At 65.7% G+C, this 26,475-nt stretch carries 25 protein-coding genes; 9 read left to right on the forward strand and 16 right to left on the reverse strand.

The annotated features are described in order from the left end of the window. Positions 1 to 142: 142 nt before the first annotated feature. Positions 143 to 325: a hypothetical protein gene (locus ABIE08_RS01140; RefSeq protein ID WP_354548102.1), complete on the forward strand. Its 183-nt coding sequence runs from the start codon at positions 143 to 145 to the stop codon at positions 323 to 325. A 51-nt stretch (positions 326 to 376) separates the two neighbouring features. Here ABIE08_RS01140 and ABIE08_RS01145 read toward each other — a convergent pair whose 3' ends face one another. After that, on the reverse strand, positions 377 to 970 hold the full coding sequence (locus tag ABIE08_RS01145) for a DUF1254 domain-containing protein (RefSeq protein ID WP_354548103.1): 594 nt from the start codon (positions 968 to 970) through the stop codon (positions 377 to 379). After that, the gene (locus tag ABIE08_RS01150) at positions 967 to 1,542 is read right to left on the reverse strand and encodes a DUF1214 domain-containing protein (RefSeq protein WP_354548104.1); all 576 of its coding nucleotides are present in this window, start codon (positions 1,540 to 1,542) and stop codon (positions 967 to 969) included. The genes ABIE08_RS01145 and ABIE08_RS01150 overlap by 4 nt, the downstream gene beginning before the upstream one ends. 174 nt (positions 1,543 to 1,716) lie before the next feature. Here ABIE08_RS01150 and ABIE08_RS01155 point away from each other — a divergent pair, with 174 nt between their 5' ends. Then, positions 1,717 to 2,649: a DMT family transporter gene (locus ABIE08_RS01155; protein ID WP_354548105.1), complete on the forward strand. Its 933-nt coding sequence runs from the start codon at positions 1,717 to 1,719 to the stop codon at positions 2,647 to 2,649. A gap of 204 nt (positions 2,650 to 2,853) precedes the next feature. Here ABIE08_RS01155 and ABIE08_RS01160 read toward each other — a convergent pair whose 3' ends face one another. Together ABIE08_RS01160 and ABIE08_RS01165 are read right to left on the reverse strand one after the other, a co-directional pair. Continuing rightward, the gene (locus ABIE08_RS01160; protein ID WP_354548107.1) at positions 2,854 to 4,230 is read right to left on the reverse strand and encodes a DUF1254 domain-containing protein; all 1,377 of its coding nucleotides are present in this window, start codon (positions 4,228 to 4,230) and stop codon (positions 2,854 to 2,856) included. Beyond that, on the reverse strand, positions 4,227 to 5,249 hold the full coding sequence (locus ABIE08_RS01165; protein ID WP_354548108.1) for a DUF1214 domain-containing protein: 1,023 nt from the start codon (positions 5,247 to 5,249) through the stop codon (positions 4,227 to 4,229). The genes ABIE08_RS01160 and ABIE08_RS01165 overlap by 4 nt, the downstream gene beginning before the upstream one ends. Before the next feature lie 318 nt (positions 5,250 to 5,567). Between ABIE08_RS01165 and ABIE08_RS01170 the strand changes: the two genes are divergently transcribed. Then, positions 5,568 to 6,257, forward strand: coding sequence for a Crp/Fnr family transcriptional regulator (locus ABIE08_RS01170; RefSeq protein ID WP_354548109.1), 690 nt, complete (start codon positions 5,568 to 5,570; stop codon positions 6,255 to 6,257). An 88-nt stretch (positions 6,258 to 6,345) separates the two neighbouring features. After that, entirely contained in the window at positions 6,346 to 7,044 is a 699-nt protein-coding gene (locus ABIE08_RS01175) for a DUF2161 domain-containing phosphodiesterase (RefSeq protein ID WP_354548111.1), read from the forward strand. Between the two features lie 154 nt (positions 7,045 to 7,198). Here ABIE08_RS01175 and map read toward each other — a convergent pair whose 3' ends face one another. The 3 genes from map to ABIE08_RS01190 form a co-directional block, all read right to left on the reverse strand. Continuing rightward, entirely contained in the window at positions 7,199 to 7,960 is a 762-nt protein-coding gene (map, locus tag ABIE08_RS01180; RefSeq protein ID WP_354548112.1) for a type I methionyl aminopeptidase, read from the reverse strand. Further along, positions 7,957 to 8,169: a ParD-like family protein gene (locus tag ABIE08_RS01185; RefSeq protein ID WP_266333128.1), complete on the reverse strand. Its 213-nt coding sequence runs from the start codon at positions 8,167 to 8,169 to the stop codon at positions 7,957 to 7,959. Before ABIE08_RS01185 ends, map begins: the two co-directional genes overlap by 4 nt. 111 nt (positions 8,170 to 8,280) lie before the next feature. After that, complete coding sequence (locus ABIE08_RS01190; protein WP_354548113.1) at positions 8,281 to 9,162, reverse strand: LysR family transcriptional regulator; 882 nt, start codon at positions 9,160 to 9,162, stop codon at positions 8,281 to 8,283. Between the two features lie 110 nt (positions 9,163 to 9,272). Between ABIE08_RS01190 and ABIE08_RS01195 the strand changes: the two genes are divergently transcribed. Next, positions 9,273 to 9,725, forward strand: a complete 453-nt coding sequence (locus ABIE08_RS01195; RefSeq protein ID WP_354548115.1) for a PACE efflux transporter — start codon at positions 9,273 to 9,275, stop codon at positions 9,723 to 9,725. A 204-nt stretch (positions 9,726 to 9,929) separates the two neighbouring features. Here ABIE08_RS01195 and ABIE08_RS01200 read toward each other — a convergent pair whose 3' ends face one another. From ABIE08_RS01200 to ABIE08_RS01215, 4 genes are all read right to left on the reverse strand, one after another. Further along, on the reverse strand, positions 9,930 to 11,081 hold the full coding sequence (locus ABIE08_RS01200) for a serine hydrolase domain-containing protein (RefSeq protein WP_354548116.1): 1,152 nt from the start codon (positions 11,079 to 11,081) through the stop codon (positions 9,930 to 9,932). 183 nt (positions 11,082 to 11,264) lie between these two features. After that, on the reverse strand, positions 11,265 to 11,972 hold the full coding sequence (locus ABIE08_RS01205) for an outer membrane protein (protein WP_354548117.1): 708 nt from the start codon (positions 11,970 to 11,972) through the stop codon (positions 11,265 to 11,267). Positions 11,973 to 12,174: 202 nt separating this feature from the next. Beyond that, entirely contained in the window at positions 12,175 to 12,897 is a 723-nt protein-coding gene (locus tag ABIE08_RS01210) for an outer membrane protein (RefSeq protein ID WP_354548118.1), read from the reverse strand. Positions 12,898 to 13,249: 352 nt separating this feature from the next. Next, a complete protein-coding gene (locus tag ABIE08_RS01215) occupies positions 13,250 to 15,517 on the reverse strand; it encodes a transglycosylase domain-containing protein (RefSeq protein ID WP_436409488.1) in 2,268 nt (755 codons plus the stop codon). Between the two features lie 268 nt (positions 15,518 to 15,785). Between ABIE08_RS01215 and ABIE08_RS01220 the strand changes: the two genes are divergently transcribed. Further along, positions 15,786 to 16,217, forward strand: coding sequence for a YcgN family cysteine cluster protein (locus ABIE08_RS01220; RefSeq protein WP_396309430.1), 432 nt, complete (start codon positions 15,786 to 15,788; stop codon positions 16,215 to 16,217). Between the two features lie 283 nt (positions 16,218 to 16,500). On the opposite strand, the gene ABIE08_RS01225 is transcribed toward ABIE08_RS01220, so the two are convergent. Continuing rightward, a complete protein-coding gene (locus tag ABIE08_RS01225) occupies positions 16,501 to 17,367 on the reverse strand; it encodes an AraC family transcriptional regulator (RefSeq protein ID WP_354548121.1) in 867 nt (288 codons plus the stop codon). A 134-nt stretch (positions 17,368 to 17,501) separates the two neighbouring features. Between ABIE08_RS01225 and ABIE08_RS01230 the strand changes: the two genes are divergently transcribed. Together ABIE08_RS01230 and ABIE08_RS01235 are read left to right on the forward strand one after the other, a co-directional pair. Further along, positions 17,502 to 18,440, forward strand: a complete 939-nt coding sequence (locus ABIE08_RS01230; RefSeq protein ID WP_354548122.1) for a phytanoyl-CoA dioxygenase family protein — start codon at positions 17,502 to 17,504, stop codon at positions 18,438 to 18,440. Positions 18,441 to 19,136: 696 nt separating this feature from the next. Then, on the forward strand, positions 19,137 to 20,009 hold the full coding sequence (locus tag ABIE08_RS01235) for an aldo/keto reductase (protein WP_354548123.1): 873 nt from the start codon (positions 19,137 to 19,139) through the stop codon (positions 20,007 to 20,009). A 208-nt stretch (positions 20,010 to 20,217) separates the two neighbouring features. Here ABIE08_RS01235 and ABIE08_RS01240 read toward each other — a convergent pair whose 3' ends face one another. Then, positions 20,218 to 22,173 (reverse strand): pyrroloquinoline quinone-dependent dehydrogenase, encoded by a 1,956-nt coding sequence (locus ABIE08_RS01240; RefSeq protein ID WP_354548125.1) that lies wholly within the window; start codon positions 22,171 to 22,173, stop codon positions 20,218 to 20,220. Positions 22,174 to 22,187: 14 nt separating this feature from the next. Continuing rightward, on the reverse strand, positions 22,188 to 22,568 hold the full coding sequence (locus ABIE08_RS01245) for a hypothetical protein (RefSeq protein WP_354548126.1): 381 nt from the start codon (positions 22,566 to 22,568) through the stop codon (positions 22,188 to 22,190). Between the two features lie 182 nt (positions 22,569 to 22,750). Here ABIE08_RS01245 and ABIE08_RS01250 point away from each other — a divergent pair, with 182 nt between their 5' ends. After that, positions 22,751 to 23,731: an aldo/keto reductase gene (locus ABIE08_RS01250; protein ID WP_354548127.1), complete on the forward strand. Its 981-nt coding sequence runs from the start codon at positions 22,751 to 22,753 to the stop codon at positions 23,729 to 23,731. A 70-nt stretch (positions 23,732 to 23,801) separates the two neighbouring features. Here the strand turns inward: ABIE08_RS01250 and ABIE08_RS01255 are convergent, their stop codons facing one another. Further along, entirely contained in the window at positions 23,802 to 24,764 is a 963-nt protein-coding gene (locus tag ABIE08_RS01255) for an aldo/keto reductase (protein ID WP_354548128.1), read from the reverse strand. A 190-nt stretch (positions 24,765 to 24,954) separates the two neighbouring features. Further along, entirely contained in the window at positions 24,955 to 26,205 is a 1,251-nt protein-coding gene (locus ABIE08_RS01260; RefSeq protein WP_354548130.1) for an alpha/beta hydrolase family protein, read from the reverse strand. Between the last annotated feature and the right edge of the window lie 270 nt (positions 26,206 to 26,475).

Here is a 26,475-nt window from a genome sequence, read left to right on the forward strand (position 1 = left end):
CGCCAAGCCCAGCCCGATCATGCCGAAAAGTTGTTAGCGATCCGTTAACCTTGCCAGTCGGTAAATGATGCTATTGTTGACGAGAGCGTCCGCCAGGCAATCGGGGCGTCGATGCAGCCGGACGGACCTCCAAGGAGGTCACATGGGCACCATCCTGAGCTACTCGGTCGACCGGCGCAGACGCGCCCGGGCGAACCTGCCGAAGCAGGGACAATGCGAGATCATCATCTTCTCGGGCGTGCGGATCGATCGCTCGCGTCCGGAACGTCCCCCGCCGCCACAACCGGCGCTGGCGCCGCAACCCAAACCCGGCCGCGGCGGCTAGGGCACGAACCCGGATCGCGTCGGCAAGGCGCGGCCCGCAGGGGAGGAACCGTCAGCGCTTCTCGTCGCCGGGATCGACGGCGGGCGGGGCGTCGGCGGAGGGCAGTTCGGCGGAGCAATCGGCGGCGCCGAGCAGCGCTTCCGCGCGGCCGACCAGGGTCGGATCGGCGACGAAGCTGCGGATCAGCGCGAAGCCGCGCGTCACCGGCACCTCGATCACGATCGACTGGTCGAGCGCCGCGATCGGATTTTCGCGCAACTGCGCCATCTGCACCGGCGTCGCGATCACCAGGTCGATGTCGGCGCGTTCGGCCGAGCGGTCGTTCAGGCTGTAGACATTGCTGCCACGCCGGTTGAACACCGCGATCGACCAGAAATCCTCCGGCATCGCCGCCTTGATGCGGATCGGCCCGTCATCGAGCGAGAAGCGGCAGGCGGCATAGGCCATTTGCGGGTCGAGGTAGGGCAGCGGCTCCGTGCCCGGCTCCGACATGGGCAGCCGGTGGAAGGCGCCATCCGGCCCGAACCGGCCGAGCGAGGTCCAGGCGTCGCGATTGGCGAAATCCGGCAGCAGCAGGATGATGGCGATGTGGATGATGCCGCCGAGCAGCACGCCGCCCAACACGTAGAACAGCGTCCGGATCATGGGCAGCCGACCTTCTCGATTGCCGGCATGACCACGGCGCCGATGCGCGACCCGCCGGCCAGCGGCGTATCGTAGAGCCGCAGGATCAGCCGGATCGCGTCGGGCGTCGTCACCGGCAGCCAGTTGCCCGGCTGGGCCGAGCGCGACACGGCAACCGTGAAGCTGCCATCCTCGTGGCGCAGCACCTCGCGCGAGTGAAACGCCGTCCGGTTCGCGGGATTGTCCATCAGATGGCCGTCGGCGTCATAGACCGTCAGCGTCCAGAGCCGCGCCGGCGGCGTCTGCCCGGTGACGCGGTAGCTGCATTCGCCGCGGAGCCTTCCCCCCGCGCTGTCGGCATCGGCCGAGAAGGCGAGCCCTTCGCCGGCGCCGAGCGGGACCTCGCCGGTGCGCGCCAGCATCGCCTCCGTATAGGGATCGGCGTCCGGGCTGCCCGTATCCGGCCAGGCCGTCCAAGCCCCGCGCGTCACCGCGCCAAAAAGCCTTTCGCGGTCGAGCACGAGGGCCGCGGATCCGAACCCGACGATCAGGGCGACGGCAATGGCGATCGCGATGTTGATGAGTAGTCGCAAGAACGGGCCTCGAAGCGGAGCGTGGCGAAGATAGCGCGGGCCGGCGGCGCGCGATAGCGCGGTTGATGCGCCAGCCCCCGCCTCTTCGCCTGCCAGCGCAAGAAACGGCTTGCCGGCCGTCGGCCGGACGGGCAGAGCAGGCCGGTGTTTCCACTCTCGGCAGCGAGGATGACGATGGCGATCCGCCAGACGATGACGCGGGGCGACTGGGCGCTGCTGGCGACCCTCTCGGCGCTCTGGGGCGGCTCGTTCTTCTTCAATTCGGTCGCCGGCCGCGCGCTGCCGCCCTTCACCCTCGTGTCGCTGCGCGTCGGCCTCGGCGCGCTGATTCTCCTCAGCCTGCTGCGCCTGACGAAGCAGGCGCTGCCCGGCCACTGGCGGGTCTGGCGCGTGCTGTTCGGCATGGGGCTGATCAACAACGTCATGCCGTTCTCGCTGATCGTCTGGGGCCAGCAACAGGTGCCGAGCGGCCTTGCCGCTGTCCTCAACGCCACCACGCCGTTCTGGACCGCGCTGGTCGTCCATTTCCTCACCCGTGACGAAAAGCTGACGGCGGCGAAGCTTGCCGGCATCGCCATCGGCGTCGTCGGCGTCGCCGTGCTGATCGGCCCGTCGGTCTTCCTGGATCTTGGTTCGCACGGGCTCGGCGAATTCGCGATTCTGCTGGCGACCCTCAGCTACGGCTTTTCCGGCGCGCTCGGGCGTCATCTGCCGCGCCTCGGCGTCGCGCCGATGACGGCCGCGACGGGGCAGATGATCGCGGCGACGACGATGATGGTGCCGCTGGCGCTCGTCTTCGACCGGCCCTGGAACCTGCCGATGCCCGGCTGGCCGGTCTGGGGTGCGATCCTCGGCCTCGCGGCGCTGTCAACGGCGCTCGGCTACTGGATCTTCTTCCGCCTGCTCGCCCGCGCCGGCGCGACCAATACCTCGCTGGTGACGCTGCTGGTCCCGGTCTCGGCGATCCTGCTCGGCACGCTGGTGCTCGGCGAAACCCTGGCGCCCAAGCATTTTGCCGGCATGGCGCTGATTGGCGTGGGGCTGCTGGCGTTTGATGGACGGGTTTGGAGATGGGTTAGGGGGAGGCGGCCGGTGGAGGTCGCGTGACAACAAAAGCGGCGCAGCCCTCTATCCCTGTTCTCCGCCTTCAGCCAAGCACGAGCGCACGAATGCGCCCATTTCTGCCAGGGAACGACAACTGTGTTGATGTCAGTGCAACTGGTTGCGAGTGCGCGCGAGGCGGGCTTGGCTTTCACGCGTGCTAGGCCAGCCTCGCGACGTTGTTTGCAGGTGGGAACGGGGAACTGCCCGCTAGCGGGAGGCGCGAACCTGCGGTGCGACCCAGCTTCCGTCGAGCGCCTCGGGCTTCGGCAGGTAAAGCCGCATGACCACATAGAAGGTCTCGGCCGGCGCCGGCAGCCAGTTCGCCTCCAACTCAGCGCCCGGGCTCTCGTGCTGGATGTGGAGCACGATCTCGCCCCGATCGTTCTTCTTGAGGCCACCGAGCATGGACGAGTTGATCAGGTACCGATCGATCGGGTTGTTGACCAGCAGTTGCTTCGGCCGGTCATACATTGTCAGCGACCAGAAGGCGTCGACAGGCGGCAGCGTCTCGGTCGTGAAGGTGAGCGTGTATTTGCCTGCCTTGCCGTCGAGCGGCGTCTTGGCTTCGTCTACGCCATAAATGACGTAGAGCGCTTCCTGGACGCTATTGCCGTAGATGCCGCCCTGTGCCGCCGCGGCGCGGACCATGTAGCGGCCCTTCATGAATTCAGGCGTGCCGAACAGCTTGGACGAATCCGTCAGCCTCCCGGCCTCACCGCGGATTTCCTTCTCCGTGGCGATGACCGTATCGCGCATTGCGGTCGCCGCATCGGGCGCTAGGTCGGCTGCGGGCCAGGCCGTGCCGTCTCGGACGCCGAGCCTGGCGAGGTTTTCGCGCTCGCCCTCGTCGCCCGGATAGGGTGGCGCGAAGGGTAGTAGGAAGGCGGCAAGCGACCAGTAGTTCGATACCATGAGTTCGTCGGAGATCGGCATCCAGTCGATGGTCGGAGGCGTGGCCGGCGCCAAGGTCTGCGTATAGGCGGACAGAGTTGCCGCCTTGTAGCCGGCCTGGATCTGCTTGACCCTGTCGAGGTCGCCCGGCGAGAACAGCTGCGTCCGGATGATGCCGATGGCGAGTGCGGTCGGCATCTCGATCACGCGCTTGATGCCCTTGGGCACCTTACCCTTCCAGCCGGGGCCGGTGATGAGGAAATCGCCGCCGTTATTGCCGTCGACCCTCGTGCCGGGATAGTCGACATTGTTGGTGTAGAGGTCGATCAGCTGCAGGGAGTAATAGCGGTCGTTCTCGATCGACGGCATGGTGACGACGACGGGTTCGACGCGGAGATCGAAGACGATGAAGGAATAGGGCGTGTCCGAGTTTGGTGTGATGATCGCCGTATCCTCGGGCGTGTAGACGCGGGCGATGCTGACGAGCGTGTTCAGCGGCCCCTTGTACTGGTTGCCGCCCGGCTCGAGAGCGTATTGGTACATGGTGAGATAGTTCTTCACCATGGGATAGGTGTAGATGTAGGCGTCGCGCGCCTGTGCCGCGAGGCTGTCCTGCGCCAAGGCAGGGAGCGCCGCGAATGACGGCAGGGCGGCGATGGCGGCCGTGGACTTCAGGAAATACCGGCGGTTCATTTCACTTCCTCCGCGACGGGGAATGTCCATCTTCCATCGAGCAACTCGGCATTTGGGCGATAGAGGCGCACCATGTAGTTCCAGTCCGTCGGCGTCGGCAAGCAGTTCGCCACCTTGCCGTCGCAGCCGCCGAACTGGACGGTTATCGAACCGTCCTCGCTTTTCTTCGCGGTCACGTTGTTCAGCGAATAGGCGTCGAGCTTGTTCGGCGTGAAGAAGCCATCCTTGTTGTAGACTGTGACCGACCAGAAGGCCTGCACCGGAACCTTGCCGACGTTGAGCTGATAGACGCTCTTGCCGTCGTTCTTCTCGGGCGTCACGTTCAGGTAGAGCGCTTCCTTGTCGGGATTGCCGCCCCAGCCGAGCGCGGCGCCGATGAGATGGCGGATTGGATCGACCTCATCGCGCGATCCGAACATTCTCACGGTATCTGGCAGCAGAGCGCCGAGGTCGAGAAGCGCGCGACGGGTCTTGTCCCGGCTCTTGCTGTCCCACTCGGGAATCGCGAAGCTGCCGTCGGATGCCCGCTCGACCTTGACCGCGTCCTGCAGCGCATGAACTTCTCTAATGTCCTCGGCCTTGGCGGGATCGGCGAAGAATCGAAAGGCGGCCATCACATAGCGCGTGCCAATCTCTTCGCGCTTCAGCGTGTGGGTGCCCGCGCCGTAATGCACGCCGTGGATATAGTGGTCTTCGTCGACCACCATGAGCGACACGAAGCGGCTGCCGGGATCCGGCACGGTGATTGTCACCGGTCCGGCATCGAGATCGAACACGGCGGACGAATAGAGCGTATCGCGGTTCAGGCGAATGATGGTCTGCTTGTCGAGCGGTGCCATCGCTCGGGTATGATCAAACCTGCCGAAGCCGCCATTGGCGACGATGCCGGAGAAATAGAGATCGCTCTCGGCGCGGACGAAATTGTCGCTGTTGACGTGTATCGGATCGGACGAGGCCGGTTGCGCCGTCAGAAGGGCCAGCGCGGCCATGGTGAAAAAGCCCAAACTCTTTCTAGACATCGAACCCCCGTTTATGGAATCGCTGAACCAGCGGAGGCCTTGCTGGAGTTTCGAGCGGGAAGCTTGGTGCCGAAAGTCGACGTCGAAGAATCGGTACCTGGCGACCGCCGAAATCCTATCTTTCTCCACTAGCGATGCGGCCATCTTGCATATTTCCAGGAGGGTAGTTTGTTCCGATTGGGACAGTTTCGGGACTTGCGCGCAACGTCCCTCAACTTGAGCATTGGCGTTCGGTCAGTCTAATTTCTGTCGACGCGTCGCCCCAGCCGTGGCGTCTGAACGACACTGTGTCTGCGTTGGGAAACCGTGGGGATCATTTTGGATTTGACGCTAGAGCAGGCCCAGCGCGTCATGAGAAGCGGGGCATGGCTCGCGCATATGGGAGAGCCGTTTCAGACCGCTCTCCTGCGCAATGCCCGTTTGATCCGGTTTGCGCCGCGGCAGGTCATCTACCGGCATGGCGATATCGGCGGCGGCATGTACGGGCTCGTCGCCGGATCCTTGACCATAAACTCGGCTCCCCCCGAACAAACACCTCAACTTATCCATCTCGGCATGCCGGGGGCATGGACCGGCGAGGGCCCTTTCCTGACCGGCCAGCCACGAAGGATCGAGTTGCGCGCACTGGGCGTCGCATGGATGATGCATGTGCCGCTCGACGCCTTGGAGCAGATGGCGTCGCAGGATCAGCGCGTCGTCCGCGCCATCAGTGTGAATACCGCCTTCACGGTGGATGTTCTCGTCCGGATCATTCACGATCTGCAGAAGCGCGCCGTCGCCCGGCGGATCGCTTCCGTAATCGAGCGCGCCGGATGGTTAGGGGACATGCCGATCCCGCTAACACAGGCTGACCTTGGCATCATGGCGAATGCCTCCCGTAAACAGGTCAATGCCGTGGTGAGCAGCTTTGCGTCGGCGGGCTGGGTTACGTCCAATTATCGATCCATCACAGTGACGGATTCGGAAGCGTTGCGGAATTTCTCGGTCGGTGACGATACGGATACGTAGCTGTCGCGGCCGGTGTTTTCCGGATTAGGCTGCACAGCCCCCAAGATTCAGCTACATCCCCAGCATTCACCGGCCACAGACAGCACGCATGGCAGAAACCGACCTCTATCTTCCTATAAAAGCGTTCCTCGAGGGCGCCGGGTATGCCGTGAAGGGCGAGGTGCAGGGGTGCGATCTCGTTGGCGTGCGGGAGGGCGAGCCGGCTATCCTCGTGGTCTGCGAGATGAAGCTTTCCTTCAATCTCGAACTGGTGCTGCAGGGCGTCAACCGGGCGGCGATCTCGGACGAGGTCTGGCTTGCGGCGCGCGCCTCCAAGGGCAAGGGGCGCGAGCATGATGCGCGCTTCCGCAATCTCTGCCGGCGGCTCGGCTTCGGCATGATCGCGGTTTCGGCCGCCGGCGCGGTCGACGTCATCATCGAGCCTTTCGCGGCCCTGCCGCGCCGCGATCCCAAGCGGCGCTCGCGGCTGCTGGCCGAGCACAAGCGCCGGGTGGGCGATCCGCAGGTCGGCGGCGGGCGCGGCAAGCCGATCATGACCGCCTACCGGCAGGATTGCCGGATCTGCGCCACGGCGCTGCTCTCCGGGCCGCAAAGCCCGAAGCAGCTGAAGGCGCTGGTAGCGCGGGCGCCCGGCATCCTGCAAAGCAACGTCTATGGCTGGTTCCAGCGCAAGAGCCGGGGGATATACGAGCTGACCGAGCGCGGCCGCGCCGCCGTAGAGCCCGCGCCGGAGGGACCGGCCGAGGCGCAGGCCCCCGGCCCGGTCACCGCGCCAGCGGCGGAGTGACGCCGGCAGCGCACGCGAGGGTGGGGCGCGGCGGGCCCGTTGCTGGCCGTCGCCGGAGCTTTTCGCCGTTTCGCTGAAACAGGGAAGGCTCAAAGCCCTTGTCGGGTCGCGTTTTCTTTGCGAACCGGCATCCGCTTCGTTGGAAAAAAGCGCTTTAGCCGCGCTCGTCGGCCCGGCGGGTCAGCACCGAGACGCCGGAGGCGGTGACGGCGACGGTGTGCTCGAACTGGGCCGAGAGCGAGCCGTCCTTCGTCACCACTGTCCAGCCATCCTCCTGCGTCGTCACGGCGCGGCGGCCGCGATTGAGCATCGGCTCGATGGTGAAAACCATGCCCTCGCGCATCGTCAGGCCGGTGCCGGGCTTGCCGAAATGCAGTATCTGCGGGTCCTCGTGCATCTCGCGGCCGATGCCGTGGCCGCAATAATCATGCACTACCGAATAGCCGTTGCGCTTGGCGTGGCGCTCGATCGCGAAGCCGATATCGCCGAGCTTCGCGCCGGGGCGCACCGCCCGGATGCCCATCCACAGCGCCTCATAGGTGGTCTGGACCAGGTTGCGCGCCGCCGGGTTCACCGTGCCGACGAGGTAGGTCTTGCTGGAATCGGCGATAAAACCGTTCTTCTCCAGCGTGATGTCGAAATTGACGATGTCGCCGTCGCGCAGCACGTCCGACATGGAGGGGATGCCGTGGCAGACGACGTCGTTGATCGACGAATTGAGCACGAAGCCGAAGCCGTACTGGCCCTTGCTGGCGGGGCGGGCCTGGAGCTCGTCGACGATGAAGCGCTCGACCTGGTCGTTGATCGCGAGCGTCGACTGGCCGATCAGCGGCGTGCGGTCGAGCTTCTCGAAGACGGAGGCCAGCAGCCGTCCGGATTGCGCCATCAGCGCCAGTTCCTGCGGGCCCTTGGTCATGCGGCGCTCGCGGAAAGCGACGCGGCCGAGACGCCGGCGGAGGCAAGCTCGCGCTCCATGATCTCGGTGAAGGTCAGCGTCGGATTGGTTTCGCAGAGCATGCCGATCTTGATCCAGTAGGCGGCCTGGGCGTTGATCGAGCGCAGCGACACCTTGCTCGCCCGGCGCAATTGCTCGTGCAGGTCGTCGTCGATGTTCACGATGCCCATGGCATGCTCCGTATATGATCCGTTTATGGACCGTATACAGAGACGGTTCGCTCTTGCCAAGCCGGGGCGTCGTGGCGGAGGGGTGTTTTGCGAGGACGAGGGCGGCGGCGATCAGCCGGGCTTGAGCAGCGAGAGCAGTTCCTGCCCCGCCTTGCCGGGCGGGTTCTGCTTCATCCAGCGGGCATAGAGCGGCAGCTTCAGGCCGTTGGTGACATTGCTGAAGGGCAGGATGCGGACGCTGCCGTCGCGGCGCAGCGGCTCGGCGATGGCGAGCGGCAGGTTGGCCCAGCCGAGGCCGGATTTCACCATGTTGACGGCGGTCGCGAGGTTGTCGGTGCGCCAGAAAGTGGGCGCGATCAGCTGGCGGAAATTGGAGAGCGGCAGCTCGCGGCTGGCGATGACGATCTGGCGGTGCTGGAACAGGTCGTCGAGCCGCAGGGTCTCCGCCGCCAGCAGCTCGGACTCGTGATGCGCCGAGACGACGGCGACCAGCGTTTCCGTGCCGACGAACTGGAAATCCTCCTGCAGGCTGGTTTCCAGCTCGCCATAGGCGACGCAGAGGTCGATCTCGGCGCGGCGCATCTGGCGGATGATGTCGTCATGCGGCGCGGCGACCACCTCGATCGCCAGCAGCGGATAGTGCCGCGCGACGGCGGAAATCGCCTGCATCAGGCGGGCGCTGTCGATTTCCGCGCCGATGCCGATCGAGAGCCGGGTCTCCAGCCCCTCCGAGAGGCCGGCGGCATGGGCGTCGATCTGCTTCAGCTGCTCGGCGATCAGCCGGGCCTGCGGCAGAAGGGCCTGCGCCGCGGCGGTGGGGAAGACCTGCCGGGCGCGCCGCTCGAACAGCGCATAGCCGAGCTCGGCCTCGAGATGGCCGATGCCCATGCTGACGGCGGAGGGCACGCGGCGCAGCGCCCGCGCGGCGGCGGAAAACGAGCCGTGGTCGATCACCGCCAGGAAGAGCGAGATGCTGTCGCTGGAAAAGGTCATCGCGGCGATCTATCAGTCGAATTGACAGATGGCAACTTTTTCTATCTGCGAAAGCGCCTATAAGCCCGCCTCCAGCCGGTCGGTCCGGCGCTAGCCAAGAGGTTGTTTCGGTGCAGGGTGTTCTTCGCAGGGTGGTCTATATCTCGACATTCGAGGTAACCGGGATCCTCATATCGGCGCTGATCCTTGCCTATCTTTCCGGCACAGCGCCCTCGCATACCGGCCCGCTCGCGGTGATGACCTCGGCGCTCGCGATTACGGTCAACCTTGCCTATACGAGCCTGTTCGAGCGCTGGGAGGCGTCGCGCCCGGCGCGCTCGCGCTCGTTCGGCCGCCGCGTGCTGCATGCGCTCGGCTTCCAGGTGACGCTGCTGGTGTTCCTCATCCCGCTGATGGCGTGGTGGATGGAGATGTCGCTCGTCGAGGCGCTGATCCTCGATACTGCCCTGATCGTGTTCTTCCCGATCTACATGTTCGTGTTCAACTGGGCGTTCGACGGCCTGTTCGGCCTGCCCGACGCGGTCACCAAAGGCTTTGGCGAGGATGTCGCCGAGGCGGCTTGAGGCGGCGCCGGTCTATCTCGTCAGCCCCTGAAGACGAACCGTCGGGCCCCGTCGCCCCGGCGAAGGCCGGGGCCCATACACACGGACCGCTGAAACGGCAGCACAGTCTTCTCGCCACGGGCCCGAGCGTCTGGATCCCGGCCTCCGCCGGGATGACGGTCGCGGCGGCGCTACCTCAGTGATGCGACGTCCCGCGGCCGCAACTTACCCGTAAACGGCGGCCTTGATGGCCTCGGGGTAGGGGCCGGCGACGCCGGCGAAGGCCGTGTTCGAGAACGACACCACCGACAGCTTGCGGACGGGATCGACGAACCAGGAATGGCCGTAGACGCCGCCCCATTGCCAGGTGCCGGGCGAGAAGGGCGAGGCGCCGGCGGCCGGATCATGCGTGATCGACCAGCCGAGGCTGAAGCCGCGGCCCGGCACGCCGGTGTCGAACGAACCGATGGCGTTCTGCGACAAGAGCGCCAGGCTTTCCGCCGAAAGCACCGGCGCGCCACCCTTGCGCATCGCTTCCAGGAAGGTGAGGAAGTCGCCCGCCGTGCCGAACATGCCGGCGCCGCCCGAGGGGAACGAGTTCGGATCGAAATTGCGGTTTGGCGCAAAATGGATCGTGCCCTCGATCGCCAGGCCCGTCACGGCCTGGTGGTCGGCCATCGCCGTCGGGCGCGGATCGCCATCGGCATAGGCCACGGCGAGCCGGGCGGGATCGCTGGGCAGGAAGCCGGTGTCGGCAAGGCCGAGCGGCTTCGTCACCTGGCTGGCGACGATGTCCGGCAGGCTCTTGCCGGTCGCCTTTTCGAGCAGCCCGCCCAGGACGTCGATGCCGACGGAATAATACCAGGACGTGCCGGGCGCGAAGGCGAGCGGCTGTGCGGCGATCTTCGCCAGATTTTCGTCCATGCCGCGTCCGGGCTGGTCGAGCCCTTCCGATATGCCGGCTTCCTTGGGATAGCCATAGATCAGTCCGCTGGTGTGGGTCAGCAGGTGGCGGATGGTGATCACCGGTTCGCTACCATCGGCAAGCTTCGGCCGGAAATCGGGCAGGAAGCGCGTCACGGGGTCGTCGAGCCCGATCACGCCGGCTTCGGCCAGCGACAGCGCCGCGGCGGCGACCAGCGGCTTGGTGACCGAGGCGAGGCGGAAGATCGTGTCTTCCGTGGTCCGGCGCTCGGCTTCCCGGTCGGCATGGCCGGCCGTGCGCCGGTAGGCGAGCTTTCCGTCCTCGGCGACCAGCACCACGGCGCCGACGATCACGCCGTCGCGGATCGCGCTGTCGATGACCGCGTCGAGACGCGCGGCGCGCTTCTCCTGTGCGGCGGAGGCGGCGGTATCGACGGCGGCGGCGACGGTCATGGAGTACTCCGGGCGAGACGCGGGGGCGACAGAATGAATCGGGACGGGGCCCGCGCGCAAGGGCCTGATCCCGCGAAGGTGCCGCTGCGCAAGGCAGGGGCCATCGCCGCGCCGCGTAGAGACAAAAAAAGCCCCCGGGCAGGACGGCTCGGGAGTTTCGAGTCGGGTCGACGCGCGCGTCGATCAGAACTTGTAGTTCAGGCCCAGCTTGACGGTCTGCAGCGAAGAGAGGTCGGCCGGGACCAGGTAATTGGCGCCGAAGGGATGGGCGTCCAGGTCCTTGGAGCCGAGATCGGCATAGAGGTACTCAACCTTGGCGGTGATGTTGCTGGTCACGGCGTATTCGAGGCCCGCTCCAACCGTCCATCCGGTGAAGACTTTGCTGTCCGTGAAGCTGTAGTTCGGAATAGCGTCGCCACCGACGGTCACGCCGGTCCTCGCGTTAGCCCAGGCAAAGCCGCCCGTGACATAGGGCAGGAGGCGATCGATGGCGTAGCCGGCGCGGCCGCGAACCGTGCCGAGCGCGTTGATCTTGGCGCCGGTGCCATACGCGAAGTCGGAATCGCCCTGCTTTCCGTCGTCCTCGAGATCGGCAAATGCGGCGTCCGCCTCGATGCCAAGAACGACATGGTTGCTGAACTGGTGGTTGTAGCCGACCTGGCCGCCGCCAAAGAAACCGTCCGGCTTGCCGCCGACGCCCAAGTCCTCGGAGTAAAATGTATCGAGGTCGGCCCATCCATAGCCGGCATGCACGCCGGCATAGAAGCCGGTCCAGCTGAATGCGGGGGCAACGATAACCGTCTCCTCGACGACCGCGAGGTCCGCAGCCTGCGCGGCCTGGGCCATGCCGATTGCGGCGAGGAAAGAAATTCCGATAAATTTCTTAAGCATTTAGTCCCCCATAACTGCGGGGAACTTAGCTTTCAGCCGCTGCGCTGTCTGTGGTGTCGCTGCAACAGCGCTTCTCTTCCGGGCGGGGGAGTCGCCGGGAAGCCGGGCAGGCGGCAGCGAAGGGGCATTCCACACGCCGCAAGGCCGCGCAGACGCGGCGGACCGGGAGTGGGGCGCTTCCCGGTCCGAGACGCCCGGGCGGTCAGAACTTGTAGTTGAGGCCGAACTTGACGGTCTGCATGGTGATGTCGGCGGAGACCGGCGTTCCCAGGTCGAAATCCTTCGAGCCGAGATCGGCATAGAGATATTCGACCTTGGCCGTGATGTTGTTGGTCACGGCATATTCGAGGCCGGCGCCGATCGTCCAGCCGGTGAAGGTCTGCTTGTCGGACGCGCTGAGGTCGACGGCGACGTTGCCGTCCGCGATGATCTGGTTGTGGAAGTCCAATTCGGCATTGGCCCAGGCGAGACCGCCGGTGACATAGGGCAGGAAACGGTCGACGGCATAGCCGGCGCGGGCGCGCACGGTGCCGAAGGCGTCGATCTTGGCGGCGTAGTCGAGCGTGACCGCATTTTCCAGCGGGTCGCCGATCAGCGCCGAAATGGAGTCCTTCTGGTCGCCGAACGAAGCATCAGCCTCGATGCCGAGCACGATGTTGTTCGAGAACTGGTAATTGTAGCCGGCCTGACCGCCGCCGAACCAGCCATCCGGCTTCATGCCGCCATAGGCATCGGTCGGCTCGCTCTTGAAGTCCAACCAGGCATAGCCGCCATGGGCGCCGATATAGAGGCCGGTCCAGGTGAAGGCGGGCTCGGGCGCGGGAATTGGCTCGTAGGGCACTGTCAGGTCGGCAGCGCTGGCCGCGCCAGCCAAGCCAAAGGTCATCCCAAGCCCAAGCGCCGCTGCACGTGCCGTCTTCTTCATGTCGCCCTCCATACCGTCCGAATTCATTGAATATCGCAGACAGACTTCGAAGTCTGTAGCGAGCGAGCAACAAGTTCGCAATGACGAAGGGGTACAAGTTATAGATTCGCAGTATAGTAACCGAAATGTTGCTGCGGAATTACGTCGTATCCGATGATAAACTTCCGGATATTTAGTAATATATTTCAAAATTTGAACGATATGCGTGCACGCATGGCGGGCATTCGCGCGGAAATATAGGCGTGCCTGCGGCGGAATTGGGCAACTGTGGAGGCTCGTGACGGAACAAGGGAGAGCGCCGCGCGCCCGGGCTCCGGTTGCACAGGCGTGGGCCGGGGCCCCGAGGGCGCGCCTAGGGCGTGCCTTCCAGCGCCGCGGCGCGGATCGCCTCGCCGGAATCGAACGAGACGGCGTTGAGCGGCTTCAGCGGCGGCGCCGTTTCCAGCAGCTTTTCCAGCGCGATCAGCCGCTCGGTGGTGCGCGCCGAAAGCGACAGCGGGCGCTGGTCCGCGTCGGTGCTGGCGATCGCCGGGGCGGGGCGCGGACCGTCCGAGGCCGGTTCATCGATATAGGGGATGGGCTTCAGCTCGATGCCGTTATGCGCATAGGTCATCACCCGGTTCCAGGTCTGCGCCGGCAGCGAGCCGCCCGTCATCTTGTTGGTCGAGGTGAAGTCGTCATTGCCGAACCAGACGCCGCCGACATAATTGCCGGTGAAGCCCATGAACCAGGCGTCGCGATAGGCATTGGTGGTGCCGGTCTTGCCGGCGGTCTTGATGCCCTGCAGCTTGGCAGCGCGGCCGGTGCCGCGCTCCGGCACCTGGCCCAGCATGTAGTCCATCATGCCGACGGTCTTCTCGTCGAGCACGCGCTCGGGCGGCGGCACGTCGCGCTTGCGGTCGAACACCACCTGGCCCTGGCTGTTGAGGATCTGCGTGAAGGCATAGGGCGTCGCCTTGAGGCCGCCATTGGCGAACACGGCATAGGCGCCGGTCATGTCGAGCACGCGGACATCGGTCGCGCCGAGCGGCAACGACTTCGAATTGATGATGTTGGTGGTGATGCCCATGCGGTGGGCCAAGTCGATGATCGTCGGCCGGCCGACGGCACCGGCCAGCCGCACGGCGACCGTGTTCAGCGAATGGATCAGCGCCGTGGTGAGCTGGATCGAGCCCATATAGCGGCCACCATAATTCTTCGGCGACCAGTTGCCGATCGAGATCGGCGCGTCAACCACGATGCTCTTCGGCGTATAGCCGTGCTGCAGCGCCGCCGTGTAGACGAAGGGCTTGAACGACGAGCCGGGCTGGCGCAGCGCATCGGTGGCGCGGTTGAACTGGCTCTCGCCATAATCGCGGCCGCCGACTAGGGCGCGCACCGCGCCATCCGGCTCGGCCACCACCATCGCCGCCTGGCTGACCCGGTAGCGCTCGCCGGAATCGCGCAGCGCGCTCTCGATCGCCTCGTCGGCGGTCTTCTGGATGTTGACGTCGACGGTCGAGCGGACGATCAGGCTGCGGTCGCCATCCGGCACCTGCTTCTTGACCTCGTCGAAGGCCCAGTCGAGGAAATAATCGGGCGCGGTGTCGGCGGCCTTGCGCACGACGTCGGCCGGCTTGCGCCGCGCGCCCATCACCTGGCCCTCGGTCATGAAGCCGGCCTGCACCATGTTGGTCAGCACGTCATTGGCGCGGGCGCGCGCCGCCGGCAGGTTGATGTGCGGCGCGTAGCGGGCAGGGGCCTTGTAGAGCCCGGACAGCATCGCCGCCTCGGCTAGGTTGATGTCGGTGACCTTCTTGCCGAAATAGAACTCGGCCGCAGCCGCCGCGCCGAAATTGCCGCCGCCCATATAGGCGCGGTCGAGATAGAGCTGCAGGATGTCGTGCTTGGAGAGGTTGCTCTCGAGATAGAGGGCGAGGAAGGCTTCCTTGATCTTGCGGTCGAGCGTGCGCTCGTTCGACAGGAACAGGTTCTTCGCCAGCTGCTGGGTGATCGACGAGCCGCCCTGGCGCACCGCGTCATTGCGCAGGTTCTCCATCAGCGCGCGCGCCGTGCCGATGATGTCGATGCCGAAATGCGTGTAGAACCGCCGGTCCTCGGTGGCGAGCGTCGCCTTGATCAGGCTGTCCGGCATTTCCTCCAGCGGCACCGATTCCGAATGGCGCACGCCGCGCTTGCCGATCTCGGCGCCGTAGCGGTCGAGGAAGGTGACGGAATAATCCGATTGCGCCAGCCAGTCCTGCTTGGTCGCGTCGAAGGCCGGCAAGGCGAGCGTCAGCATGACGATGCCGCCGCCGACCGCCATGGTCAGCCCGTCGCCCAGGATCTCGAACGGCGCGCGGCGCCAGCCCGTCATGCGGAAGCGGCGGGCAAAGCGCGACAGCGCCTCGGCGCCGTCCTTCAGCCCGGTCCAGATCCGGTACAGCGCGGAATCGATGAAGGCGTCGATCTCGATCAGTCGCAGCCGGGGTGATTTCGCACGCGCGGGGCTTGCCGGCGCATCGCCTTGCGCGGCCTTCTCCACCGGGGAGGCGGGATCGCCAGCCGCATCCGCCGGAGGGTTCGCGCCGGGCTTCCAGCCGCCGATCCATGCCGCGATACGATGCTGAAGCTTGCGCAAGGGCTGTTCCAATGGAGGTCGAATGGTTCTAAAAGGCCGTCGAAACATCACATTCCGGCACTATATAGCGCCATTCGGAATGCCCGGTGAACAGACCGCCCCCAGCCCTGGCCGGTTTTCGCCGATCGACAAAGGATACGCAATCTCCATGCCCTTGCAAGGAAAGGACGCACGCGACGCTGCGGCCTCCGCGCAACAGGATGCCGCCCTGGTATCCGCGCCCGAGACCGAGGAAGCGCCGTTCTGGAAGCGCCTGACCCTGGAGGAGATGAACCCGACGCAATGGGAATCGCTCTGCGACGGTTGCGCCCGCTGCTGTCTCAACAAGCTGGAAGACTGGGACACCGGCGAGATCGTCTGGACGGCCATCGCCTGCGAATTGCTGGACGAGGATACCTGCCGCTGCCGGGATTATCCCAACCGGCATGATTTCGTGCCCGACTGCATCCCGCTCGACCCCAAGACGGTACGCACGCTGACCTGGCTGCCGCCGACCTGCGGCTACCGCCTGATCGCCGAGGGCCGCGACCTCTACTGGTGGCACCCGCTGGTCTCCGGCGACCCGGAGACGGTGCACGACGCCGGCATCTCGACTTCCGGCCGCACGGTGAGCGAGAGCGACATCCCGGTCGAGGAATATGAGGAATTCATCGTCGAATGGCCGGGCCAGATCCCGGAGACGGAGAAGCCGGAGGGGTAGGGGCGCTTTCCGGCAGACCCTCACCCCAACCCTCTCCCGCCTGCGGGAGAGGGGGCTCGCTTTCTTCAGCTCTCCCATGGGGAGAGGTCGGAGCGAAGCTCCGGGTGAGGGGTTGCGGCCTTTCCGGACAGGACTGAACCCCTCACCCGCCGCACCCCGTGCGTCGACCTCTCTCTAAGGGAGAGGTGAAGAGGTGCCTTTGCCGGTTCCTTGCAGCCCGAACTCCCGATGTCACTGCCGCATGGATCCTCGCCGTCGCGGGGATGACGGCGAGCGTGGGGCCTCACCCATCCATCCGAAACCTCTGCCGGTACTGCCTCGGCGTTACCCCGCGCTGGGCCTTGAACTGGCGGTTGAAGTTGGCGAGCGAGTCGTAGCCGACCTCGTCGGCGATCATGGCGATCGGCCGCGTCCCGCCCGAAAGCAGCGCGCAGGCGGCGCCGATGCGCAGGCGCTCCAGATAGCCCATCACGCTCTGGCCGGTATGGCGCAGGAACAGCCGGTGCAGCCCGGACGGGCTCAGCGCGGCGATGTCGGCGAGGCCGTCCAGCGTCAGCCGCTCGGCGAAATGCCGGTGCACATGGTCGAGCACGCGGTCGATCCGGCCGCGATCCATCGGCCTGTCATCGGCGACCGCCAGCGGCGAGGCGAGCGGCACGGCGTCGGCGTCGCGGGCAAGCCGCGCCAGTACGTGCAGGAGCTGGATCAGCCGCTCGTCCGGCGGCAGCGCGAACAGCGCCTCGATCAACGGCCTCGCCCCGGCCGCGGCGGCGCCGGAGAACTTCAGGCCCGTCTTTGCCCGCGCCAGCATGGCGGCGACGGCGCGGAGCTCGGTAAACACACTGCCCAAAGGCGCCGTCCATTGCGGCAGGAACCACATCACCAGGGCGACGTGCGGCGCCGCTTCCTCGACTTTGGCGGCCGAGCACCAGCTATGCGGCAGGTTGGGGCCGACCAGCACGAGGTCGCCATCGTCATAGCTGCCGATATGGTCGCCGATGAAGCGCTGGCCGCGCGAGTTCAGCGTCAGCGTCAGCTCGAACTCGGGGTGATGATGCCACTGGAACGGGATCTCGCCGTCGAGGCGACGGTTGAGCGTCGCCCAGGAGGCACCATCCGGCAGCGCCAATCTCTCGAGAAACGGCTTCATCTGGATCCCTTGGGCTCATCGACGCCGGAATCGTATCAGTTTTTGCCGGGATCGGCGAACACGCGTCGGGCGCGGATCGCTAGTCTTTCCCCAGAGGCATCCGCGAGGGATGCGGGAGATCAGGGAGAGAGACGATGTCCATGGCCGCCAAACGCGACAGCCACCCGACCACGCACCAGGAAACGCAGCTGAAGGACATCGTGAAGACGCTGCCTTTGCGGGTGCTCAGCGAGGAAGATTGGCAGCACTGGATCACGCGCGGCTATGTCATCGTGCGCCAGGCCGTGCCGAAGGAGAATGTCGAGCGGCTGGTCGACCTGCTCTGGCAATTCGACGAGAAGGACCCGGCCGATCCCGCCACCTGGTATGCGCCGCAGCGCCGCGATCACATCATGAAGGAGCTGAACGGCACCGGCATGCTGGAGATCTACAATCACCAGTATCTCTGGGACAATCGCCAGGAGAGCCGGATCTACGACGCTTTCGTCGATATCTGGGACCGCGAGGACCTCTGGGTGACGATCGACCGCGCCAATCTGAACCCGCCGAAGAAGGTGAAGGGCAACCCGAACGGCTTCATCCACTGGGACGCCGACACCTCGCTCGTTCCGCCGCCGATCGGCGTGCAGGGCGTGCTGAGCCTGAAGAAGCAGGATGGCGACGTCGGCGGCTTCCAGTGCATTCCCGAGCTGTTCGCGAATTTTGACGCATGGGTGAAGACCCAGCCGGACGACCGCGACCCCATGCATCCCGACACGACGGGGCTCACCATCACCAATATCGAGATGGAAGCCGGCGATCTGCTGATCTTCAATTCGCTGCTGGCGCATGGCGTCCGCCCGAACCATTCGGAAGACCGCGTCCGCATGGCGCAGTACATCTCGATGCATCCGGCCGAGGAGGCGAACGTCGCCGAGCGCACCGAGCGCATCCGGCTCTGGCGCGAACTGGACCACCCGCACCGCGACGCTTTTCCGGGCGACCCGCGCGAGTGGGAGAAGCAGAACGCCGAAACGGCGACCCTCTCGCCGCTCGGCGAAAAGCTGCTCGGGCTGAAGAGCTGGCGGGAATAGGGGGAAGCGATTTGTATGTTGGGAGTGTAGATTCTGTCTGTTGCGAAAAACGCAACTTCTGAGTAGCCTCTGCAACATCATCATCTGATGAAAACAAGGGGGGCGCGACGGTTGCGCCCCCAAAGGGTCCCGTTAAGGGGCCGCTCTGCTGCAGTCCGACCAGTATAATCAGACGGGACAGGGAGGGTTGCGCCCCTTTCCTGTCCCACCGTCTTGCAGCGAATCTCAATCTGAGCTGTTCGTTTACGGAACACAACCTTGGCGGCCTTTTGTCCCCGTTCTCCATTTGCCCGTTCCGGATAGGTCTGCGGCTAAAGGATTGGGATGAGAGGAATTTGCCTCTTTCCCTCCCGTATTTCTCAATCGATCCTCCTTCACCTCTGGGTGATCGCCGCGCCCGCCGATGCAGTCCGCGGTGGAAAGCCCTCTCCCGCGCGCGGGAGAGGGTGGGGTGAGGGTCTTCCCAAGGCCCCCCATCTACGCTGTTCACGCGTCCGTGATCGGCGCGCCCCTTTGATGCCGGTCGCGGCGGGCCCATCTCTTCGAGACCCTCCCGGGTATTCGTCGCGAGTGGAGAGCGGTGGTCGACCAAATGTCGGCTTCCGGCATGACCGTCGCGGCGGAATTTCGATTCCGGTCGGACGATCGTGCCGTGATGGGCGGTCCGCTCCGGCTTCCTCATCGAAGGACCACACCATGCCCAACGACATCAACGCGGCCGCATCCGGCCAGTTTCTGATTGGCGGCGACCTCGCCGTGAACCGGCTCGGCTTCGGCGCCATGCGGATCACCGGCGACGGCATCTGGGGCGAGCCGAAGGACGTCGCCGAGGCGAAGCGGACGCTGAAGCGCGTGCCGGAACTTGGCATCGACCTGATCGATACCGCCGACAGCTACGGCCCCTATGTCAGCGAAGACCTGATCGCCGAGGTTCTGCATCCCTACACGGACCTCGTGATCGCTACCAAGGGTGCGCTGACCCGGCATGGCCCGAACATCTGGCAGGTGGTCGGCCGGCCGGAATATCTGCGCCAATGCGTGCTGATGAGCCTGCGCCGCCTGAAGATCGACCGCATCGATCTCTGGCAGCTGCACCGGATCGATCCGCGCGTGCCCAAGGACGAGCAGTTCCAGGTGATCGCCGACATGCGCAAGGAAGGCCTGATCCGCCATGTCGGCCTGTCGGAAGTCTCCGTCGCCGACATCCAGGCGGCGCAGAAGTTCTTCCCCGTGACCACAGTGCAGAACCAGTACAACCTCGTCGATCGCAAGAGCGAGGCCGTGCTCGATTATGCCGAGGCCAACAATATCGGCTTCATTCCCTGGGCGCCGCTCGCTTCCGGCAATCTCGCCCGGCCAGGGTCGGCGCTGACCGAGATCGCCGGCAAGCTCGGCGCGACGCCGGGCCAGGTGGCGCTCGCCTGGCTGCTGAAGCGCTCGAAGGTGATGCTGCCGATTCCCGGCACGGGCAGCGTCAAGCATCTCGAGGAAAACACGGCCGCGGCTTCGATCAAACTCTCCGACGAGGACTTTGCCGCCCTCGACTCGGAAGCCCGCCGCGCGGCGTAACGATCCTCCAGCCGGTCGCGATGTTTTCGCGGCCGGCTGGAGCACTTCTTCCGGCGTCATCCCGGGCTTGCCCCGGGATCCATCCATCCGCGTTGGCTGCATCCGAGACGCGGCGCCGATGGGCCCGACCTCCCAGCGCCTCAGCTGTATGGATCCCGGGTCAAGCCCGGGATGACGGCGAGGGTGGGGCGGGTGGGTGCGAGCCCCCTCAATTTGGCAGGGCGAACGCCACGATTTCGTCGGATACCCTCGGCGTCAGGATCGAATTCCCGCCGACGGTGAAGACGACATATTGCTTGCCCTTGTAGTCGTAGACCGCCGGCATCGCGACGGCGGGGGCTTCGACCAGCGACTTCCAGAGAACCTCGCCGGTCTTCAGGTCGATAGCGCGGACGCGGGAATCCATCGAGGCGCCGATGAAGATCACGCCGGTCGCCGTGACGACGGGCGCGCCGATCGTGATCGTCCCCCAGGATTCCGGCATGTAGAAGCCCCATTTCTGGATCTGGCCGAACGGCTTGTTCCAGAGCTGCGCGCCGGTCTTGAGGTCATACGCGGCCATCGTGCCATAGGGCGGCTTCCAGCACGGCATGCCGAGCGGATTGAGGAAGGTGTTGAGATTCATGCCATAGGGGCCGCCGGTCTGCGGGAACAGGCCGCCGGTCTCCGAGCCGCCGCTGACGGCTTTCTCGTAATCGGCGCGGGTCAGCAACTGGTAGGTCTGCACCGCGCTGGAGGAATTGACGACGAAGGTTTGCGAGCGCGGATCGAGCGCGCCGCCGCCCCATTCCGTGCCGCCGATCGTGCCGGGATAGACCAGCGATCCCTGCAGGCTGGGCGGCGTGAAGCGGCCCTCGTCGACCAGCGATTTGGCGGTGCGGCTGCAATAGCCGAAGCTCGCCCAGTCCGCGAGGTCGTAGACGCCCGGCCACTTGTCCGGCACCACCGGTTTCGGCAGGTCGACAAAGGGCTGGGTGGGGGCGGAATGCTCGCCCGGCACGGTCGATTTCGGCACCGGCCGCTCTTCCATCGGATAGATCGGCTCGCCGGTCGTGCGGTCGAGGATGTAGAGGAAGCCCTGCTTCGAGGTCTGGATCAGAGCGGGGATCGTCTTGCCGTCCTTCTCGAGGTCGAACAGCGTCGGTGCAGCGTTGGTGTCGAGGTCCCAGATGTCGTGATGGACGAGCTGTCGGCTCCACAGCATCTTGCCGGTCGGGATATCGAGCGCCGTCACCGAGGTGATGACCTCGAGCCCCTCCGGAATGTCGCCGCCATAGAAATTGGGGCTGGGCGAGGAGACGGGAATGTAGAGGATCTGCCGTTCCGGATCGACCGACATCGAGGCCCAGACATTGGCCGTGCCGGTCTTGTTGATGAGCTCCGGCGGCAGCGAGTGGAACTCCCAGCGCAGGGCGCCGGTGCGCGCGTCGAGCGCGAAGATCGTGCCGGGGCTGTCGACGGTCTGGTCCCAGTCCTTGCCGGCCCAGCCCAGCAGCAGATAGTCCTTGAACACGGTTGGCGGCTGCAGCAGCGACAGCGGCCATTTCGCGTTGGTGGTGTTGAAGGCGTTGACGTCGAGCACGCCCGCCTTGCCGAAATCGGCGCAGGGCTTGCCGGTATCGGCGTCGACCGCATGCAGCTTGGCGTCCATCGTGCCGATATAGACGCGCTTGTCGCAGGCCTGGCCCGCGACCGGCGCATCGGCCTGCCAATAGGCGACGCCGCGGTTCTTCAGGTCCGGCTGCGTCAGCGCCTTCAGCTCGCCCTTGCTGTCATAGGTCCACTTAACCTTGCCGGTATCCGGCTCGATCGCGAAGATCCGGTAGAAGGGCGTGCCGAGATAGACGGTGTCGTTGACGAAGAGCGGCGTCGCCGACCAGACCGAGGGCGGCGTGGTGCCAGAGCCGTCCGACATGTCGCCGGTGTGCACCTTCCAGGCGACCTTCAGATCCTTCACGTTTTCCGGCGTGATCTGCGTCAGCGGCGAGAATTTTCGCGCCTGCAGATCGCCGTTGAAGGTCGACCAGTTCTTGGCGGTGTCGTTAAGCGGGGCGGGGTTGGCGGCATCCTGGGCGCGGGCGGCCGTGGCTAGGCCGGCGGAGCTTGCGATGGCGAACAGGCAAGACAGGGCGAGGCGAGGCAGACGAGCTTCAGTCCGAGGCATGATCGGCGCTTTCGTCAGGAGGTGGGGATCGCTTTCAGGTCGCGGGCTGGCCCGAACACATGCAGCAGCCAGCCGACCAGGCCGGCAACCATGAGCCAGAGCAGGGCCTGGCTTTCGAGCAGGTAGGCGGCGAAGCCGGTGCCGAAGATGTCGACCAGGCAGCCGATGACGAGAAAGCCGCGCAGGAAGCCGCCGAGCCGGGACGCGCGCGCCAGGATCAGCGCCGCGACCAGCATGATCGCGGTGGAGGCGATGACGAGGAGGGTGCCGGGCTCGCCGGCGATGCCGCTGTCGCGGTTGAAGTAGTTGGCGATCGAGACGGCCAGTCCGGCCAGGGCGGCGAGCGCCATAAGCCAGGCGCCGGAGGTGGAGAGGCTAGCGCTGCGTGTGCTCATGCAGTCCCCATGCTTGGAGCGCAAGGCACCGCACCGGGACAGCCGGGCCTCACGTCACGCAAACAGTAACCGATAAGTGGCTCGTGCATAGGCACTTTATGGTTCACATTGCCGAGATCGCCGAACCGCGCCGGGCCCCAATCGTCCAGGGCGGATCGGATCCGGTCGTCAAGGAGCGCTCCATGGAATATACCCGTCTCGGTCGCACTGGCCTCGAAGTTTCCCGCCTCTGCCTCGGCTGCATGAGCTATGGCGACCCGGCGCGCGGCAACCATGCCTGGACGCTGCCGGAAGCCGAAAGCCGGCCCTTCATCCGCAAGGCGCTGGAGCTCGGCATCAATTTCTTCGACACGGCGAATGTCTATTCCGACGGCTCCAGCGAGGAGATCGTCGGCCGGGCGCTGAACGATTTCGCCAGGCGCGAGGAGGTGGTGATCGCCACCAAGGTGCATGGCCGCATGCGCCCTGGTCCGAACGGCGCCGGCCTGTCGCGCAAGGCGATCCTGCACGAGATCGATGCGAGCCTGACGCGGCTCGGCACCGATTATGTCGACCTCTACCAGATCCACCGCTTCGACTATGAAACGCCGATCGAGGAGACGATCGAGGCGCTGGACGAGGTCGTGAAGATGGGCAAGGCCCGCTATATCGGCGCCTCGTCCATGTATGCGTGGCAGTTCGCGCAGATGCTGGCCAAGCAGGAGGCGCTCGGCCTCGCCCGCTTCGTCTCGATGCAGGATTACGTCAACCTGCTCTACCGCGAGGAGGAGCGCGAGATGCTGCCGCTCTGCGCGGCGGAAGGGATCGGCGTCATCCCCTGGAGCCCGCTCGCGCGTGGCCGGCTGACGCGCGACTGGGACGAGAAGACGGCGCGCGCCGAGACGGACGAATTCGGCAAGGGGCTCTATTCGCGCACGGCCGATGCCGACAGGCGCGTGGTGGAGGCCGTGGCGCATGTCGCCGAGCAGCGCGGCCTGCCGCGCGCCCAGATCGCGCTCGCCTGGGTGCTGTCGAAATCGGTGATCACGGCGCCGATCGTCGGCGCGACCAAGATGCAGCATCTCGACGACGCGGCGGCGGCGCTGTCGGTCCGGCTCGACGAATTCGAGATCGCCGCGCTGGAAGCAGCCTACGTGCCGCATGCGGTGGCGGGCTTCGCCTGAGCCCCGTCAAAAGCCCCGGGATTGGCCGCGCGTCATCGCGGCCAATCTGCTTTTCGGGAGAGAGCCGACGTCAGGTCCAGCTTGGCATCCAGGCGTCGATATAGCGGGCGCCGAAGCCACCCCTGGGCAGGATCTCGCGGATCCGGGCGAGGTCGGCCTCGTCAAGCCGGACCTCGGAGGCGCCGACATTTTCCTCGATCCGCTCGCGGTTGCGCGTGCCGGGAATGGGAACGATGTCGTCGCCCTGGGCTAGCAGCCAGGCCAGCGCCAGCTGCGCCACCGTCGCGCCCTTGCTGGCTGCCAGCTCCGTCAACTGCCGGACCGCCTCGACATTGCGCTCAAAATTGCCCGGCTGCCAGCGCGGGTCGGTGCGGCGCATGTCGGTTTCCTCGTAGTCGCCGGCTGGCTTGGCCGTGCCGGTCAGGAAGCCGCGCCCGAGCGGGGAATATGGCACGAAGCCGATCCCCAATTCGCGCAGAAGCGGGAACAGCACTTCGACGTCGCGCTCGAACAGCGAATATTCGGTCTGCAGCATCGCGACCGGCTGGACGGCATGGGCGCGGCGGATGCTTTCCGGCCCGGCTTCGCTCAGCCCGAAATGCTTCACCTTGCCGGCCGCGATCAGGTCCTTGACCGCTCCGGCCACGTCCTCCATCGGCACGTTGGGGTCGACGCGGTGCTGGTAGAGCACGTCGATCTGCTCGATGCCGAGATAACGCAGGCTGTTTTCCGCAACCTCGCGGATGTGCTCCGGCCGGCTGTCGGTGCCGAATTCCTTCGTGAAGCCGAACTTGGTCGCGATCACGATCTCATCGCGGAAGCCTTTGACGGCCTTGCCGACGATCCGCTCGTTCTCGCCCCAGCCATAGAGCTCGGCGGTGTCGAAGAAGGTGACGCCGAGTTCGAAGGCGCGCTGGATGGTGGCGATACCTTCGGCTTCGTCGCTGGCGCCATAGGCGAGCGAAATTCCCATCGCGCCATAGCCGGTCTCGGAAACAATGGGGCCGTTGCGGCCTAGCTGTCGCTTTTTCATGGATCTTGTCCCGCTGTGAAGGTGCGGGTTGGATGTGGTCCGAGTGCGCCCCCGGCCCAAGCCGAAAAGTCTCGATCTTTTGCCTGATCCTGCCAGGGGAGGCTCGCGAGCCGCAAGGCCCTCTCCCGCTGGGGGAGAGGGCGGGGCAACGGCTCGCTTCAGCCGGCCCGTGCCGCATCTCCGGAGAGCGTCACTTCCCGTCGAACCAGCGCTTCCATTCGGCGGCGGCCTTGGCGTAGGTGCCGCGATGCGTGGTCGGGCCGGTGGAGATCGCCTCGACCTTCGTATTCCCGGCGCCCATCGCCTGCTGGTAGGTCATCGCCATCTTGCCGACGCCCTGGGTGATCGCCTCGTCCGCCTCGCCGTAATAATTGCGCACCGGCGACTGGATCACCCAGCGATAGCCCTGCGCCTCGCGCAGCAGCCGGCCATAGGCCGAACCGGCGAAGAACTGCGGATTGAAATATTCGGCCCGGATCAGCTTGCGCAGGTCGGTCGGGATTTCCGAGGCTTCGAAGGGCTCGCGCTCATAGGCGCGGCGAGCGGCGTCATAATAGTCCGGGTTCAGCACGGAACGCGCGAGGCCCGGCACGCCATAATAGTTCTCATAGGCGAAGGCCGACAGGATCACGATGCTGTTGAGCCAGGCGGCATCGTTGGGCCGCGGGAAGTTCAGGAAGCCGTTCATCAGCGCGAACACGTCGATCGGGGCGCTGGCGGTGGCTGCCCCATCGACGGTGACGCCGGCTCTCTCGAGCTTTTCGAGGCAGGCCATGGTGACGAAGCCGCCCTGTGACCAGCCGCCGAGGAAGAGCTTGTCGCTGGTGATCCCCATCGCGTCGAGCACGCTGCGGCCCGAGCGGATCATGTCATGGCAGGCCATCTGGTGGCTGCCCTTGACCATGTAGCCTTCCGGCTCCGTCGAAACGCCCATGCCGAAATAGTCGGCGCCCATCACGATGTAGCCTTGGCCAGCGAACTGCGCGAGCATCAGCTGCGTTTCGGGCGACTGGTCGGGAAAGGAGGGGACCTCCTGCCGGCCATAGACGGTGCCATGCTGGTAGGAGACGATCGGGAAGGACTTGCCGCCAGTATCGGGGATGGCCAGCAGGCCCGTGGCGACGATCGGCTTGTTGCCCTGCTCGGGGATGACGGACGGGTAGGTGACGCGGTAGAGCTTCACCGCATTGCGCGCCGGCGTATAGGTGACGTCGATGCCGGCGAATTTCGGGAAGTCGGTGACGAGGATCTGGTTGAGCCGGTCGACGTCCCAGCGTCCCAGCAGTTCGTAGCGGACGCCGGACGGCACCGCGATCGACTGAGCCCCGCTCGGGGCGGTGCTGGCGGGGGTTGCGGCGGTTTCCGCCCGCACCGCGGTCGCCAAGACGGTGGTTGCAAGGAGCGCTCCGCAGAGCGCAAGCGTGCGAATGGCTTTCGTCATGATGCCCTAACTTCCGGAAGTTCGATCCGGCTTCGCGGCTGCCCGGGATTGGCCCCACACCGCAGCTTCGGGATAAGCGTCGGCGTGTAAAGATTGCGTGTCGAAAGGCTGCAAGACTTGCGTCTTTCGGTGCCGATCCTGACGCAGCAGGCCGAATACCGGCGCCGCACCCGACCGGCAAACATTCGGCGCTTCTCTCGCTGCGGCATGCCCAAGCGGGAGCATGGCGCATCGTCGGGCTATCCCGGCTGGAGCCGTCCGAAGATCTGT

The organism is Kaistia defluvii, from assembly GCF_040548815.1.
Taxonomy (GTDB): Bacteria; Pseudomonadota; Alphaproteobacteria; order Rhizobiales; family Kaistiaceae; genus Kaistia; species Kaistia defluvii_A.